13 protein-coding genes are annotated in these 13,856 nt (G+C 60.7%); 7 read left to right on the top strand and 6 right to left on the bottom strand.

Translation table 11 applies throughout. The features are described from left to right. Positions 1-77: 77 nt before the first annotated feature. From BTN45_RS20015 to recX, 5 genes are all read left to right on the top strand, one after another. Positions 78-1,541: a sugar ABC transporter ATP-binding protein gene (locus BTN45_RS20015; RefSeq protein WP_207590713.1), complete on the top strand. Its 1,464-nt coding sequence runs from the start codon at positions 78-80 to the stop codon at positions 1,539-1,541. Then, complete coding sequence (locus BTN45_RS20010) at positions 1,538-2,479, top strand: ABC transporter permease (RefSeq protein ID WP_004437626.1); 942 nt, start codon at positions 1,538-1,540, stop codon at positions 2,477-2,479. The genes BTN45_RS20015 and BTN45_RS20010 overlap by 4 nt, the downstream gene beginning before the upstream one ends. Further along, complete coding sequence (locus BTN45_RS20005) at positions 2,476-3,423, top strand: ABC transporter permease (RefSeq protein WP_004437622.1); 948 nt, start codon at positions 2,476-2,478, stop codon at positions 3,421-3,423. The genes BTN45_RS20010 and BTN45_RS20005 overlap by 4 nt, the downstream gene beginning before the upstream one ends. Positions 3,424-3,455: 32 nt before the next feature. Further along, positions 3,456-4,376: an SMP-30/gluconolactonase/LRE family protein gene (locus BTN45_RS20000; RefSeq protein WP_207590710.1), complete on the top strand. Its 921-nt coding sequence runs from the start codon at positions 3,456-3,458 to the stop codon at positions 4,374-4,376. 62 nt (positions 4,377-4,438) lie between these two features. Continuing rightward, on the top strand, positions 4,439-5,029 hold the full coding sequence (gene recX, locus BTN45_RS19995; RefSeq protein ID WP_135856801.1) for a recombination regulator RecX: 591 nt from the start codon (positions 4,439-4,441) through the stop codon (positions 5,027-5,029). Between the two features lie 2 nt (positions 5,030-5,031). Here the strand turns inward: recX and BTN45_RS19990 are convergent, their stop codons facing one another. The 6 genes from BTN45_RS19990 to BTN45_RS19965 all read right to left on the bottom strand — a co-directional run bounded on the left by BTN45_RS19990 (position 5,032) and on the right by BTN45_RS19965 (position 12,173). Continuing rightward, the gene (locus BTN45_RS19990; protein WP_100911337.1) at positions 5,032-5,439 is read right to left on the bottom strand and encodes a cytochrome c family protein; all 408 of its coding nucleotides are present in this window, start codon (positions 5,437-5,439) and stop codon (positions 5,032-5,034) included. Between the two features lie 89 nt (positions 5,440-5,528). Further along, positions 5,529-6,056: a DUF992 domain-containing protein gene (locus BTN45_RS19985; protein WP_004437608.1), complete on the bottom strand. Its 528-nt coding sequence runs from the start codon at positions 6,054-6,056 to the stop codon at positions 5,529-5,531. 248 nt (positions 6,057-6,304) lie between these two features. Continuing rightward, the gene (locus BTN45_RS19980; RefSeq protein WP_100911603.1) at positions 6,305-7,114 is read right to left on the bottom strand and encodes an ATP-binding cassette domain-containing protein; all 810 of its coding nucleotides are present in this window, start codon (positions 7,112-7,114) and stop codon (positions 6,305-6,307) included. A 34-nt stretch (positions 7,115-7,148) separates the two neighbouring features. Continuing rightward, complete coding sequence (fhuB, locus tag BTN45_RS19975) at positions 7,149-9,113, bottom strand: Fe(3+)-hydroxamate ABC transporter permease FhuB (RefSeq protein WP_207590709.1); 1,965 nt, start codon at positions 9,111-9,113, stop codon at positions 7,149-7,151. Further along, positions 9,110-10,012, bottom strand: a complete 903-nt coding sequence (locus BTN45_RS19970) for an iron-siderophore ABC transporter substrate-binding protein (protein WP_162696227.1) — start codon at positions 10,010-10,012, stop codon at positions 9,110-9,112. Before BTN45_RS19970 ends, fhuB begins: the two co-directional genes overlap by 4 nt. 28 nt (positions 10,013-10,040) lie before the next feature. Then, entirely contained in the window at positions 10,041-12,173 is a 2,133-nt protein-coding gene (locus BTN45_RS19965; protein ID WP_207590708.1) for a TonB-dependent siderophore receptor, read from the bottom strand. A gap of 188 nt (positions 12,174-12,361) precedes the next feature. On the opposite strand from BTN45_RS19965, the gene BTN45_RS19960 reads away from it, so the two are divergent. Next, complete coding sequence (locus tag BTN45_RS19960; RefSeq protein WP_207590707.1) at positions 12,362-13,273, top strand: LysR family transcriptional regulator; 912 nt, start codon at positions 12,362-12,364, stop codon at positions 13,271-13,273. Between the two features lie 241 nt (positions 13,274-13,514). Next, positions 13,515-13,778: a hypothetical protein gene (locus tag BTN45_RS19955; RefSeq protein ID WP_207590706.1), complete on the top strand. Its 264-nt coding sequence runs from the start codon at positions 13,515-13,517 to the stop codon at positions 13,776-13,778. Positions 13,779-13,856: the final 78 nt, after the last annotated feature.

The raw sequence follows: 13,856 nt of genomic DNA, 5'->3' as shown, positions 1-13,856 counted from the left end.
ACCTGATCCTGCGGCGCTTTCGAAGGAAGCGCCGCAGTGATCCCACATTCAATTTCAGATCACTGGCGTAATTGCTCATGAATGACATCATCGAGGCGGAAGAAGTCGTCGCCGCGCGCGGCGTGAAGGTCGTGTTCGGCGCGGTCAGGGCGCTGGATGGGGCCGATCTCGTCATCCGCGCCGGGGAATGCCTCGGGCTCGTTGGCCACAACGGCGCAGGCAAATCCACCATCGTCAATGTCATCAATGGCGGGCTCACACCGCATGAAGGCTCCATTTCCTATCGTGGGAACCAGAACCGCCACGGCATAGCCGCTGCGCGTGCGAGCGGCGTGCGCTGCGTCTTTCAGGAACTCTCGCTCTGCCCCAACCTGACAATCAGCGAAAACGTCCGCATCATGCATGCCGCCATGAACGGGCGGAACTGGCGCGGGCGCGCTCTTTCCATGATCCGCCAGACGCTCGACGAGATTTTTCCCGACCACGGCATCGATTGCGAACTGACGATTGCCGAGCTTTCGATTGCAGAGAGGCAGATGGTGGAAATCGCCATCAATTTCTGCCGCACGCCTGAAGCCCCGAGGCTGGTCATTCTCGACGAGCCGACATCCTCGTTAGACGCGGGCTTGGCCGAACAATTGATGGATTATGTCCGGCGTTTTGTGCGCAACGGCGGTTCGGTGCTGCTGATCTCGCATATTCTCGGTGAAATTCTTTCAACCGCCACCCGCATCGTTGTCATGAAGGATGGCCGCGTGGTGGCCAACCGGGCGGCGGGCGATTTTACGACACGAACACTGGTGGAAGCCATGGGCAGCGTCGTCAAGCAACAGGACCGTCAGAAAAGCGAAAAGCGCAAGGCGGGCGAAAAGGTGCTTTCGATGCCGGCGCGGCGCGGCGAAGGCCTCGCCTTCGAGGCCTTTCGTGGCGAGATCATCGGCCTTGCCGGCCTCGGCGGCCATGGCCAGACCGAAGCGCTTCTCGACCTCTATCTTGCCCGCAACAGCAGCTGGCTGCCGACGCGCAAGACCGATATCGCTTTCGTCGCGGGCGACCGCAGCCTCAACGGCACCTTCCCGCTGTGGAGCATCCTGAAGAACCTCTCCATCGCGTCGCTGCGGGATATTTCATCCGCGGGCATTGTGGACAGGAGCAAGGAGAGCGAACTGGGCGCGCAGTGGAAAAAGCGTATCGAAATTCGCACGCCCGACATGGGCAACAAGATCCTGTCTCTCTCCGGCGGCAACCAGCAGAAAGTGCTTTTTGCCCGTGCGCTCGCCACCACCGCCGGCACCGTTTTGATGGACGATCCGATGCGCGGCGTCGATATCGGCACCAAACAGGAGGTCTACGATATCTTGAGAACTGAAGCCTCTCACGGCCGCACCTTCATCTGGTACTCGACCGAGATGGATGAAATCCGTCTCTGTGACCGGGTTTATGTCTTCCGCGACGGCGCCATTCAGGCCGAACTGGTGGGCGAGGACATCACTGAACAGAATGTACTGGCCGCTTCCTTTGCCGGAGAAGACCACGCATGAAACTTTCGGCAAACGCGCTCCGCCTCATCATTCCCGCCGCCTCGCTCGCCTTCCTGCTCGCCGCGGTCTTCTACATGCAGCCGCGTGCCATGAGCTACACCGGCTTGAACCTGCTGTTCAATCTGGCAGTGCCGATTGCACTCGCCACCATTGCGCAGATGCTGATCATGTCGGTCAACGATCTCGACCTGTCGATGGGCACCTTCGTCAGTTTCTGCGCCTGCGTCACCGCGACCTTCCTGCAAACGACGCCATTGCTCGGTATTGCGATCTTTGCCGGGGCGATCGCGGTTTATGCACTGCTCGGCGCCATCATCCATATCCGCGCCCTGCCCTCCATCGTCGTCACACTCGGCATGAGTTTCGTCTGGGGCGGCCTCGCCGTGCTCATTCTCCCCTCGCCCGGCGGCCAGGCGCCTGCCTTCATCCGCACGCTGATGACGGCGAAACCGCCTTTCGTGCCGATCGCGATCGTCGCCAGTATCCTGATTGCGGTCATCGCCCACTACATCGTCATGCGCTCCTCGTTCGGCGTGTTGATGCGCGGCGTCGGCGGAAATTTCCGTTCTGTCGAGCGTTCCGGCTGGTCAGTCATCGGCATCCGCGCCGCTACCTTTGCGCTGGCCGGTTTCTTCGCGGTGCTCTCCGGTATCGCCCTCGTGGGCCTGACGACATCGGCCGACGCCAATATCGCGCTGCGCTACACGCTGCTGTCGATTGCCGGCGTCATCCTCGGCGGCGGCGAATTCGTCGGCGGAAGAGTATCGCCCATCGGTGCCGTCATCGGCGCGCTGACGCTGACGCTTGCAGGCTCCTTCCTCTCCTTCATGCGCATCTCGCCGGACTGGCAGATTGGCGCGCAAGGTGCAATCCTCATCATTGTGCTGGCATTGCGCATCCTGCTCAACCGTCTCGAAAAGCGGGAGAAAAACCAATGAACGGGCTCTCTTCCCTCACCAGAAAACCGTGGATCTGGTCCTTTGCCGCAACCATTGCGGTTTGGATCATCACCGTGCTCTTCACTGGCGGCGCAAGCTCATTCGGCCTGTCGCACGCAGCACTCACCTTCGCGGCCTTTTCTGTCATCGTCGGCATCGGCCAGATGTTCGTCATCACGCTCGGGCCCGGAAATATCGACCTCTGCGTTCCCGCGACGATGACGCTGTCGGGGACGCTTGCCTTGAAGTTCATGGATGTATCGGACAGCCTCATTCTGCCGGGATTGCTGATCGCCATCCTCATCGGTATCGCCATCGGCATCGGCAATTATGCCCTGATCAAGCTCCTGCGCATCCCGCCGATCATCGCGACGCTCTCCATGAGCTTCATCGTGCAGTCCATCGCCATCTGGTCGAACCGCGGCCTGCGCATCAAGCCGCCGGAAACATTGGCCACATTCGCCACATCGAGTTTTCTCGGCATTCCCAATGTCGCCCTGGTCGCCCTGCTGCTTTCCGTCATTGCATGGCTGCTGCTGGACCGCTCCTTCTACGGACGCTGGATTGCCGCCATCGGCCAGAGCACCTTCGCTGCCCGCATGACCGGCATTCCCGTGGATGGCGCACGCTTCGTCACCTATGTGCTCTGCGCGGTGCTGGCGGCAATTGCCGGTTATCTGCTCGCCAGCTTCTCCGGCGGTGCGGCGCTCAACATGGGCTCCGAATATCTGCTGATGTCCATCGCCGTCGTTGTCATTGGCGGCACGGCGGTGGCGGGAGGGGATTCCAACGTGCCCGGCATATGGGGCGCATCGCTCTTCATGTTCCTGGTGGTCTCGATGCTGAATACCTATGGTTTCGGCGCGGGCATCCGCCTCATCCTCACCGGTCTCATCATCATCTCCGTCATTCTTCTGGCGAGCGGCCCGAAGGCCACGCGCTGACCCCGAACGACAAGCCAAAGCGGACCACGCTCATGACCACAGACCAGACTTCACCTTACGAAATTCACGACGACCGTTTCCGCCATCTGATCGTCGGCAATGCCGAGCTGGAAGAGCTTTATTCGGGCTGCCGCTGGGCAGAGGGACCCGTGTGGTTCGCCGACCTGAACTGCCTACTTTTCAGCGATATTCCCAATGAGCGCATGCTTCGCTGGGTGCCGGATGGCGGAATCTCGGTTTATCGCCAGCCCTCCAACTTCACCAACGGCAACACCCGCGACCGGCAGGGACGTCTTGTATCCTGCGAACATGGGGGCCGCCGCGTCACCCGCACCGAGGTCGACGGCTCGATCACCGTCCTTGCCGATAGCTACGACGGCAAGCGGCTGAACTCGCCCAATGACGTGGTGGTGAAATCAGATGGCAGCGTCTGGTTCACCGACCCGACCTACGGCATTCTGTCCGATTACGAGGGCTACAAGGCCGAGCCGGAGCAGAAGACCCGCAATGTCTACCGGCTCGATCCCGCTACCGGAAAGATCGACATCGCCATCGACGACTTCGTGCAGCCGAACGGCCTCGCATTTTCGCCTGACGAAACGAAGCTCTACATTGCCGACAGTTCCTACAGCCACGATGTCACCCGACCCCGCCATATCCGCGTCTTCGACGTCGTGGATGGCGTAAAACTCGCCAACGGCCGGGAATTCTGCAATATCGACAATGGCCTGCCAGATGGCTTTCGCCTCGACACGGCCGGCAATCTGTGGACGAGCGCCGGTGACGGCGTGCACTGCTTTGCGCCTGACGGTACACTCATCGGCAAGATCAAGGTGCCGCAGACAGTGGCGAACCTCACCTTCGGCGGGCCGAAAAAGAACCGCCTGTTCATCACCGCGACAAAATCGCTCTATTCGGTCTATGTCGCCGCAACCGGTGCACAGACACCCTGAAATCCGAAAACGCTGGTCTGGCAGGAAGTGGCAAGATCGCTTCAGAGCGCTATAATTGGCCCATGAGTGACGATTCCAACCTCTTCCTGACTGACAATATGGAGTTCGACGGCAAAGCCCCGGCCGTTGAACCCACCAGCCGCATGCTCTCCTGGGCACGCAATTCCGCTCTATACCGGCTAGAACAGCGCATGATGACGGAAAAGCAGCTGCGCGACGCCATCATGCGCAAGGCACGGGAAAAATTCGAGGATATCGGCGCCGCGCAGATAAAGGCGCTTGGCGATTTCGCGGTGCGTTTCGCTTATGAGATCAAGGCGCTTGACGATACAGCCTTTGCGGAAATCACCGTGCGAAGCGGGCAGCGCAGCGGCAAATCGAAACGGGGGCTGGCGCAAAAGCTTCAGCTTAAGGGGATAGACCGGGAGACCGCAGCCGTCGCCCTCCAGGAAACCAACGATCTGGTCGCAGCCATCAATTTTGCGCGAAAACGCGCTTTTGGCCCTTACCGTCGGGTCGAGCTTGATGAGAAGCGCAAAGCAAAGGAGTTTTCGGCATTTGCCCGCAATGGTTTTGGTTTCGAAATCGGGTCGAAGGTTATGTCGATGACGACGGAAGAAGCGGAAGATATTTTGTCGGAAGCACCGCTCTGACGTTATTGCGGCAGCGGACGGGTTTTCAGATAAGCAATGAGATCGGCGATATCACTCTCGCTCCAGAGGCCGAAAAAGCGCATTGCATTTCCCGGGAGCGCCTTCTTCGGACTGGACAGAAATTTCTGCAACTCCTCCTCCGACCAAACCCTGCCTGCCGCTCCAGCATCCTTCAGAGCCTGTGAATAGTGGCTGTAGTCAGCGATAGATGCGATGGGTCTTCCGACCACGCCCATCAGATGTGGCCCCATGCGGGTGCGCGGCGCGTCGATGCTGTGGCAGGTGGAGCAGCGGCTGAAAACCTTCTCGCCATGCGCAGCATCGCCTTCGGAGAAAGCGCTGGACGCCGGGAGGAGGATGAACGCGACCGCGGCCGCGACTTTTTTGATCGGGGACATCATACCCCTCATAATACAACGCCCTCTGCGTCTGACAACGAAGAGGGCGTGTTTTGTCATGCGACCTAATGCCCGGCTCTAGCCTCCGGGCATCAGCCGGATCAGTTCATGGCCGTCAGCGTCACCGAGGTGCCGGTGGCGGCGAGATTGAGGCCAACCTGGCCGGTCACGCTCACTGTCTGCAGCTGGATCGAGCCGGAAGTACCGCCGACGAGAACGTTCGTGCCAACGCCGAGACCGACGGTGACTTCAGCCGTTGCGCCCTGATAGAGGCCGCCGAGCGAACCGCGGTGGTAACCGGCGGTCGGGGCGAAAACGGCCCAGACCAGACGGCCCTGCGTGGTGAAACCAAGGTCAACGCCCATCTTGCGGATAGCGCCGCTATAGTGGTCGGTACGACGTGCGCCGATCGTGGACTGGAAGGTGCAATCCAGTTCCTTGGCCGAGCCGAGAACGTAACCGACGCCGCCGCCGATATCGCAGGTGAGGTAACCGATCTTGACGCCGTTGCGATCATCCTGCTCCTGCGGAGCCGGCTCGTATCGTGCAAGGTCGGCAGCGAGGGCGGATGCGGTTCCGCCAAGGCCCATCGTCAATGCGGCAAAAGTTACGGCAACAGCCTTTTTCATCTGATTATCTCCTGTTTTATTCCTACCCGCAGCAGCCCTTCTTGCCCTCTCCGGATATTGAATTCCGCACTGTTAACGTTTGTTCCCTGAAATCGATCCAAAACAACTTAATTGGAGGCGATGAAAGCCGAACGGTTAACAATGTCTGATGGCGGTAGGATGCCATTAAGACATTGTTAGGGCGGGAAATGCGTGCGGAATCACCATCAACAGCAAGCGTTGGCGGGCGTGGTTCTGCAGCAACAACATCAGAGCGGCAGGGCCACGGGAAGGCCGGTGGCGGCGTGGGTCATCACGTCCATTCGCACGCCATAGATGCGCTCCAGCGTCTCCGACGTCATGATCTCTTCCGGCGTTCCCCGGGCAATCAACCGGCCGGAATGCAGCGCGACGATCTCGTCGCAGAAGCGTGCCGCCATGTTGACGTCGTGCAGCACGACGATGACGCCAAGGCCTTTTTCACGCGACAGTCTCTGCACCAGCGAAAGCACCTCGATCTGGTGCGCTAGGTCAAGTGCGGAGATGGGTTCATCGAGAAGCAGGCTTTCGGCATTCTGGGCCACCAGCATGGCAAGCCAGACGCGCTGACGCTCGCCACCCGAAAGCGTATCCACCAGCCGGTCGCGGAAGGCAACGGTATCGGTAAGCTCGATCGCCTCGTCCACTTTTTCCTGATCCGCCTTCGTAAACTGGCCCAGCGCGCCGTGCCAGGGATAACGGCCAAGTGCAACCAGTTCCTTGGCCAGCATGCCGGAAGCGGCCGGCGTGTATTGCGGCAGATAGGCGAGCTTTCGCGCAAATTCCCGATTGCCCCAGGCGGCAAGCGCCTTCCCTTCGAAGGACACCCCGCCCGCCGTCGGCTCCTGTATCCGTGCGAGAATCTTCAGCAGCGTGGATTTTCCCGAACCGTTATGGCCGATCAGGCCGATGGTCTTGCCGGTCGCAAAACTGGCCGTCAGCGGCTGCAGCAATGTCCTGCCCGGCACTTCCATGGTGACGCCATCCAGAGAAAAAAGCGGCATATCATCGTAACCGGCCGCGGGCACTGCCTGACCCATGCTTCTCATCTCCATACATCTTTCAAAAAATTCATCATCGCCTGCCTGAAAGCCAGATCAGATAGGGCGCGCCGGCAAGCGCCGCAAAAAGTCCGAGCGGCAGTTCATAGGGAAAGGTCACCGTCCGCGCGCCAAGATCGGAAAGCGCCATCAGCACCGCGCCGAACAGGAAGGAGGCGAAGAGATGGTCACGTGGCGTTGTGAAACCGGAGCGCAGCGCAATATGGGGCGCCATCAACCCGACGAAACTCAAGGGACCAACCAGCAGCGAGGCGGCACCGGTGACAATGCCGGCCACGGCGATGACGGCGGTTCGCGCAGCGCCGAGCGGCAGGCCGAGGGAGAGCGGCACATCCCGCCCAAGCGGCAGGATCGTCAGCCAGCGCGTGACCGATAACGCTCCCGCCAGAAGCACGATGGAAAGAACGGCGAGAAAGATCGCCGAAGCCGGCGTTGCCGTCGAACCCGAGCCGCTGAGCCAGGCGAGGATCTGCCATGCCCGCTGGTCGCCAATGGCAAGCAGCGCCGAAAGCACCGCCGAGCAGAGCGAACTGACGGCAATGCCCGCGAGCAGTATCTTTTCCGGCGGGAGGTGTCTGCGCACGGCGAAGAAGAGCACAAGGATCATGACGACCGCCGAGCCGATGCCGGCGCCGCAAAACAGTTCCAGCAGGCCTGCTGCCGGAAAAATGGTGATGGCGACGGCAAAACCGAGGCCCGCACCGCCGCTGACGCCGATCACCTCCGGGCTCGCCATCGGATTGCCTGTCAGTCGCTGCAAAAGAGCACCCGCCATCGCGAGAAGACCGCCAGCGGCCATGGCGGCCAGCAGCCGGGGCCAGCGGAACGGCAACAGGCTTTGCAGATCGTCCGCCTTCAGCATTTCCCAGCCATCCGGTCCCTTGCCAACGGCGAGTGCGGCAGACACCAGCACCGCCATGATGGCCAGTGCAGGCAGCAGGGACGTAAGCCGGCGTCTTGTCGCAAGCTCGACGCCTTCACCGCGCTGCACGTCTGTCGGCCGGATTTTCGGCAGGAGCCACAGAAGCAGCGGACCGCCGATCAGGGCCGTCACCGCTCCCGTTGGAAAAACTTCCGCCGTCGTGCTTGCCAGAAGCTGGACCAGACTATCGCAGAACCATAGAAGCAGACCGCCGAGCAGCGGCGAAACGAACAGAACGGAAGACGAGCGCCGCACGCCCAGCGCCCGGGTGAGTGCCGGTGCGGCAAGACCGATAAAGCTGACGAGACCGACCGCAGAAGCAACGAAGGCGGCCAGCATGACCGCGACGGCCGCAACCGCGAGCCTGATCGAAAACAGCGATACGCCGAGCGATCGAGCACCGGAATCGCCGAGACCGAGAACCGTCAAAGGCCTTATCAGCAGGCCGGTCAGAACGAGCCCTGCCAGAAGCTGGCAGGTGAGAGACAGGGCGTTCGACCAGTCCTGCTGGCTGAGCGAGCCGCCGTTCCAGACCACCAGAGACATCAGATATTCGCCCTGCGCGAGCGTCAGCGCCGCGGAAACGGAAGCGGCGGTGATGCCGACCAGCAATCCTGACACCACCATGGTCACCGGCTCGAAGGAGCGCCGCCAGCCAAGCAGGAAGACAATACCCGCGGCCGCAGCGGCCCCGGCAAGCGCCACCAGGGCGCGGTTGCCGTCCAGAACAGACGGAAAAAACAGGGTGGCGATGACGATGGCCAGTTGCGCGCCGGCCGAGATGCCGAGCGTCGAAGGATCGGCAATCGGATTGCGCAGCAATTGCTGGAAAAGCGCCCCGGACAGACCGAGCATCGCGCCCGCCAGAACGGAAACCGCCACGCGGGGCATCAGGCTGAAGGCGAAAATCACCTGATCCATCGACAGGCTGGCAGCATCGAACGGTGGACTGGGCCATGCGCTGAACGGCAGCCGGAGCAGCCCTGCATGCAAGGAGAGCCCGCAGGCGAGAGCGAACAGCAGCCCCAGGACAATCTGGAGAGGGCGCGCCGTCACAGGGCTTCCCCCCGCACCGAAAGCGCTTCGGTCAGAAGCCGCGCAAAACGCATGCCGGCGGTGATGCCGCCATAGGGGGCGACATTGGCAAGCGTCACAACGCGGTTTTCCCGCACGGCAGGCAGTGCCCGCCAGATTGCGCTGTTGCGCAACGTTTCCCGTGCCTCGACCGGAATATCGGAGACGACGACGATGCGGGCATCCGGCGAGGCCGCGAGGTTTTCAATCGGGACCGGAGCCGCGAAAGTGAATTGCGAACGATCCACCCAGGCATTGGCGAGCCCCAGCCGGCCAAGAACATCCCCGAACATGCTGTCCGCACCGAAAGCGCGAAAATGCCGCGCGTCGCCGATATTGATCACATAGGTCGGCCGCGCCGCAAATCCGGCGAGGCGGGTCCGCATGGCGTGCAGCGCCGCTTCCGTTTCACCCAGAACCCTGCGCGCCTCTTCGGCCCGCCCGAGCTTTTCACCAAGCGCCGTGACTGCCGCCAGCGCCTTTGCGAAAGGCGGCTCGCCCTTTACGTAAAAGGGCAACGAGAAGACCGGCGCGATAGCTTCAAGCCTGCCGGTGTAGCGGGTGTAGAAGGGCGAGATCAGAATGAGATCGGGTCGGGTCAGTTGCAGGAGCTCGAAATTCGGAGCGCCGCGCAGGCCGAGATCGGCGACGGTTTCCGGGATTTCGGGCTCCACCGCACCCGCCCGGAACTGGATAAGCTCGGTCGCCGCCACCGGCATGACGCCAAGGGCCACGGCTGTTTCGAGCATCGCCCAGTCAATGGCGGCAATGCGCGGGGTCGACTGTGCCCGCGTCGCGCCAGCAAAGGCCGCAGCAGCGAGCAGGGCCAAAAACTCCCGCCGTCCCCAAACGGGAGACATCCATCGATCCTTGCGCGTCATGCCCCTGCTGTTTCACTTAGATGTGGCGTTACCAACGATAGGTCAGCTTGCCCATGACCGTTCTTCCGTCACCGTAATAGCATCCGAAAGTGGAGCAACTAGAAATATATTCTTTATCAGTCAAGTTTTGCACCATAAGCGAGGCGCGGTAGCCGTTCTTCTCGTAATGCACGCCGAGATCGAGCAGGGCGAGCCCCTTCATCTCAAAGGTATTGGCGGCATCGCCATAACGTTTTCCAACGTAACGAACACCGCCGCCGATGCCGAAACCTTCGAGCGCGGTATCTTCCGGGAAGGTGTAATCGAGCCAGAGGCTGGCGGCGTGCCGGGGGGTGCTATCAAGCTCGTTCCCATTATTCACACGGCCGGAGACCTCGCTGTCCATGTAGGTATAGGCCGCGCGCAGGTCGAGCCCGTCGACAAGGCTTGCAACGCCTTCAAGCTCTAGGCCTTTCACGTGCGCCTCATCCATCTGCTGCGTCACGCCACCCACCGTCGTTGTGACGTTCTTCTGTTTCAGATCGTAGATCGCCGCCGAAAAGAAACCGTCGAAACTTTCCGGCTGGTATTTGACACCCGCTTCCCATTGTTCGCCGGTGGTCGGTTTCGGCGCATCGCCGACAGCCGGCTGCGGCACCGGCTCGAAAGAGGTCGCGTAGCTGACATAGGGCGCGATTCCGCCATCGAACAGATAGCTGACGCCGACACGACCGGTCAGCTTGTGGTCATCCTTGTCGAGCGTGCGATAGGTGGTGCCATTGAAGGTCGTGCCGCTGGTGCTTGCCCAGTCCTGCCGCAGTCCGGCAGTGATGCGCCAGTTCTCGATCGCCATCTCGTCCTGCGCATAAAGGCCAATCTGGGAAATATCGGTCTTCACATCGGCATAAAGCGTGCGCGAGGTAAGGCTGATCGGCCCGCCATAAACAGGATTGACGGGATTGAGCGGCGTTGCGGCCCAGAACTCGGTTTTGACGTTATTGTCGAAATAGCGGTAATCCAGCCCGACAAGCAGGGTATGATCGATCGGCCCCGTGGAAAAATCCGCCTGGAGGCTGTTGTCGATGTTGAAGGTGTTCAGCAGCTCGTCCTGGAACGTCGCATTGCGACGGATGAGATTGCCTATCATGCCACCGCTGGTCGAAGACATGCCGAGCGCGCGGTAGGACCAGTCGAAATTGGAATAACGCGCATTCTGACGGAAGGTGAAGGTCTCATCGAAGCGGTGTTCGAATTCATAACCGATATTGGTGAACTTGCGGTTTGATGTATCGAAGGACGGATCACCGACATAAAAGCTGCGGTCCAGCATATTGCCGGGTCTGAAATAGGTCAGCGCCGGCGGCAGGCCGGAGGGCGAACTCGGATTGTCGTGCTGATAGGAGGCAAGAACAGTCAGCTTCGTATCCTCGTCCGGCTGCCATGTGAGAGCCGGCGCGATGAAATAACGGTCGTTCTGCAAATTGTCCGTCTGGGCATGGGCATTGCGCGCAAGGCCGGTCAGGCGATAGGCGAAACTGTCGCTATCCGCCCCCGGGCCGCCAATATCGAACATCGACTGATAATAATCGAAGCTGCCGATCTGCGCACCGACTTCACCGAACCGTTCGAAGGTCGGCCGTTTGCTGCTGAGATTGATAAGGCCGCCGGGATTGCCCTGCCCGTAGAGAACGGAAGCGGGCCCGCGAATGACCTCCACGCGCTCCAGACCGTAGACCTCAAAAGAAGGCGCACCGGCCGTCCGCATCAACCGCAGACCATTGAGGAACTGCAGCTGATTCCCCTGAAAGCCGCGAATGCGCGGCGCATCGAAACGCGGATCGGCGCCGAACGGCTGCGCAACCACCCCCGGGACGTAATTCAGCGCCTCGCCGAGATTGCGGACATCCTGCGCATCCATCTGATCTCTGGTGATGACGGATACCGATTGCGGCGTCTCGATCAGGGATCGCCCTGTCTTGGTGGCGCTGGCGCTGGTTTTTGCCACATAACCCTTCACGGGCGCCTTGGGGTCCTGATTTTTCGCGCCGTCAACGGTGATGGTCTGCAGCACCGTGGTTCCGGCGTCCTGAGCAAGGGCGGAAGCCGGGGCCAGGAACGCCACATAAGCAATGGCGGCGCAGCCACCAGCCAGAATGGAAATGTGTTTGATTTTTCCCTGCACGCCAAAATCCCTCGTCACCCGCACCAGCCATAGGCGGTCATTTACTGGAGAATTAAAGTCATCTTATTACGCAAGGTGTGGATTTCGATCCAATAAGTGAAACTGGATTTTTTCATAATTTTTGATTATGAAATCTCTCTCCATAATAGTTTGGAATTATTCAAAACCTGCCAAAAAAGGCGCTGACAATGGGCAGAAAACCGGCGAACCGGGCTGACGCGTTCGAGCTGCGGCATCTGCGCTATTTCACCACGCTGGTAGACGAGCGCAACTTCGAGCGCGCCGCTACCCGCCTCGGCATTGCCCAGCCGGGTTTGAGCCAGCAGATCATGGCGCTTGAACAGATCGTCGGCATGCCGTTGCTTGATCGCACAAGGCGGTCGGTGAAGCTCACCATGCCCGGCCAGCTTCTTTACGAGGATGCCCGGAAAATCCTTTCGAATGCCGAGGCGACGCTTGCAACGCTGAAGCGTGTCGGCCGCGGCGAAACCGGGCGCATCTCCATCGGTTATGTCGCCTCCGCCGCCTATTCCGGGTTGATGATACAGTCGATCGCCAGTTTCCGCGCCTCCCATCCCGATGTGGAGCTGCAATTGATCGAGATGGAAATGCGGCTACAACTGGCCAGGATTGCCGACGGCAATCTGGATTTCGCCTTTATCCGCCCGCCCGCCCCTGTTCCGGAAGGTGTGACAACCCACGTGGTGTTGCGGGAGCCCTTGATGGCAGCGCTGCCGGAAAACCATCCTTTGGCTTTTGCCCCGCAGGTCGATCTGAAAAATCTTTCCGGTGAAACCTTCATCACGCCGAGGCAGCCGCCGGATGTCGGCTTTCATTACAACACCATCGAGGCCTGCAACGAAGCCGGGTTCCAGCCGGCAATCAGCCCGGAAGGCAGGGACTACACGACCATTGTCAGCATGGTGGCCATTGGCCTTGGCATTGCGCTGGTGCCGCGCTCGCTTGATTGCCTGCGGTTGCCCGGCGTGCGCTACGTACCGCTTGCGGCAAGCGCCACGACGTCGGACCTCGCCATCGCCCACCGGAAAACCGAAGCCTCCCCCGCCGTCAGGGCCTTCATTCTCCACGCCCGCAATTGAGCCGCGTGGAAGGAAATATCCGTGTCGCACCTTATTCGCCGGGGACGAAAAATCCGCCGCCCTCCGTCGCGCGGCATTGATCGAGCGACGACGGTGCGCCGCAATGCCCGGAATTGCCGGGCAGATGGCTGCCTGCCGGACGTCGTTCCGGTGACCGGGGTAAAAATCTCCTTCCCCGCATCTCCCCGCCGCCCCGGCCCACTGCATAATCGCGACAGATTTCGATTTATGGGAGACAGCAATGGCTGAGATTTACGACCACTACGCCGCCGGCCTCGAATCACCGGCTTCCCACGCTTTTGACGTCGTTCCGGACGATGCAAAGCCGCTTCCTTCCGCCACACGCGCGATCTATGTGGGCAATGGCGGACATCTTTGCCTGACTGTGATTTCCGGGGCAACCGTGACCTTCCAGAACCTGCCCGCCGGCAGCCTGCTGCCGGTCCGCGCAACGCGGATATTTTCGACGCGCACCACCGCAACCGGCATTGTCGGGCTCAACTGATGCCCTTTCCGCGGCAACAGCGTCACACACACTATGGAGGCAATGCCATGCAACATGACACTTTCATGACAAGCTTTC

This window comes from Rhizobium sp. ZX09 (assembly GCF_017357485.1).
Taxonomy (GTDB): domain Bacteria; phylum Pseudomonadota; class Alphaproteobacteria; order Rhizobiales; family Rhizobiaceae; genus Agrobacterium; species Agrobacterium pusense.
The sequence above is the reverse complement of the archived record's forward strand: the minus strand, read 5'-3'. Positions and strand labels throughout refer to the sequence as shown.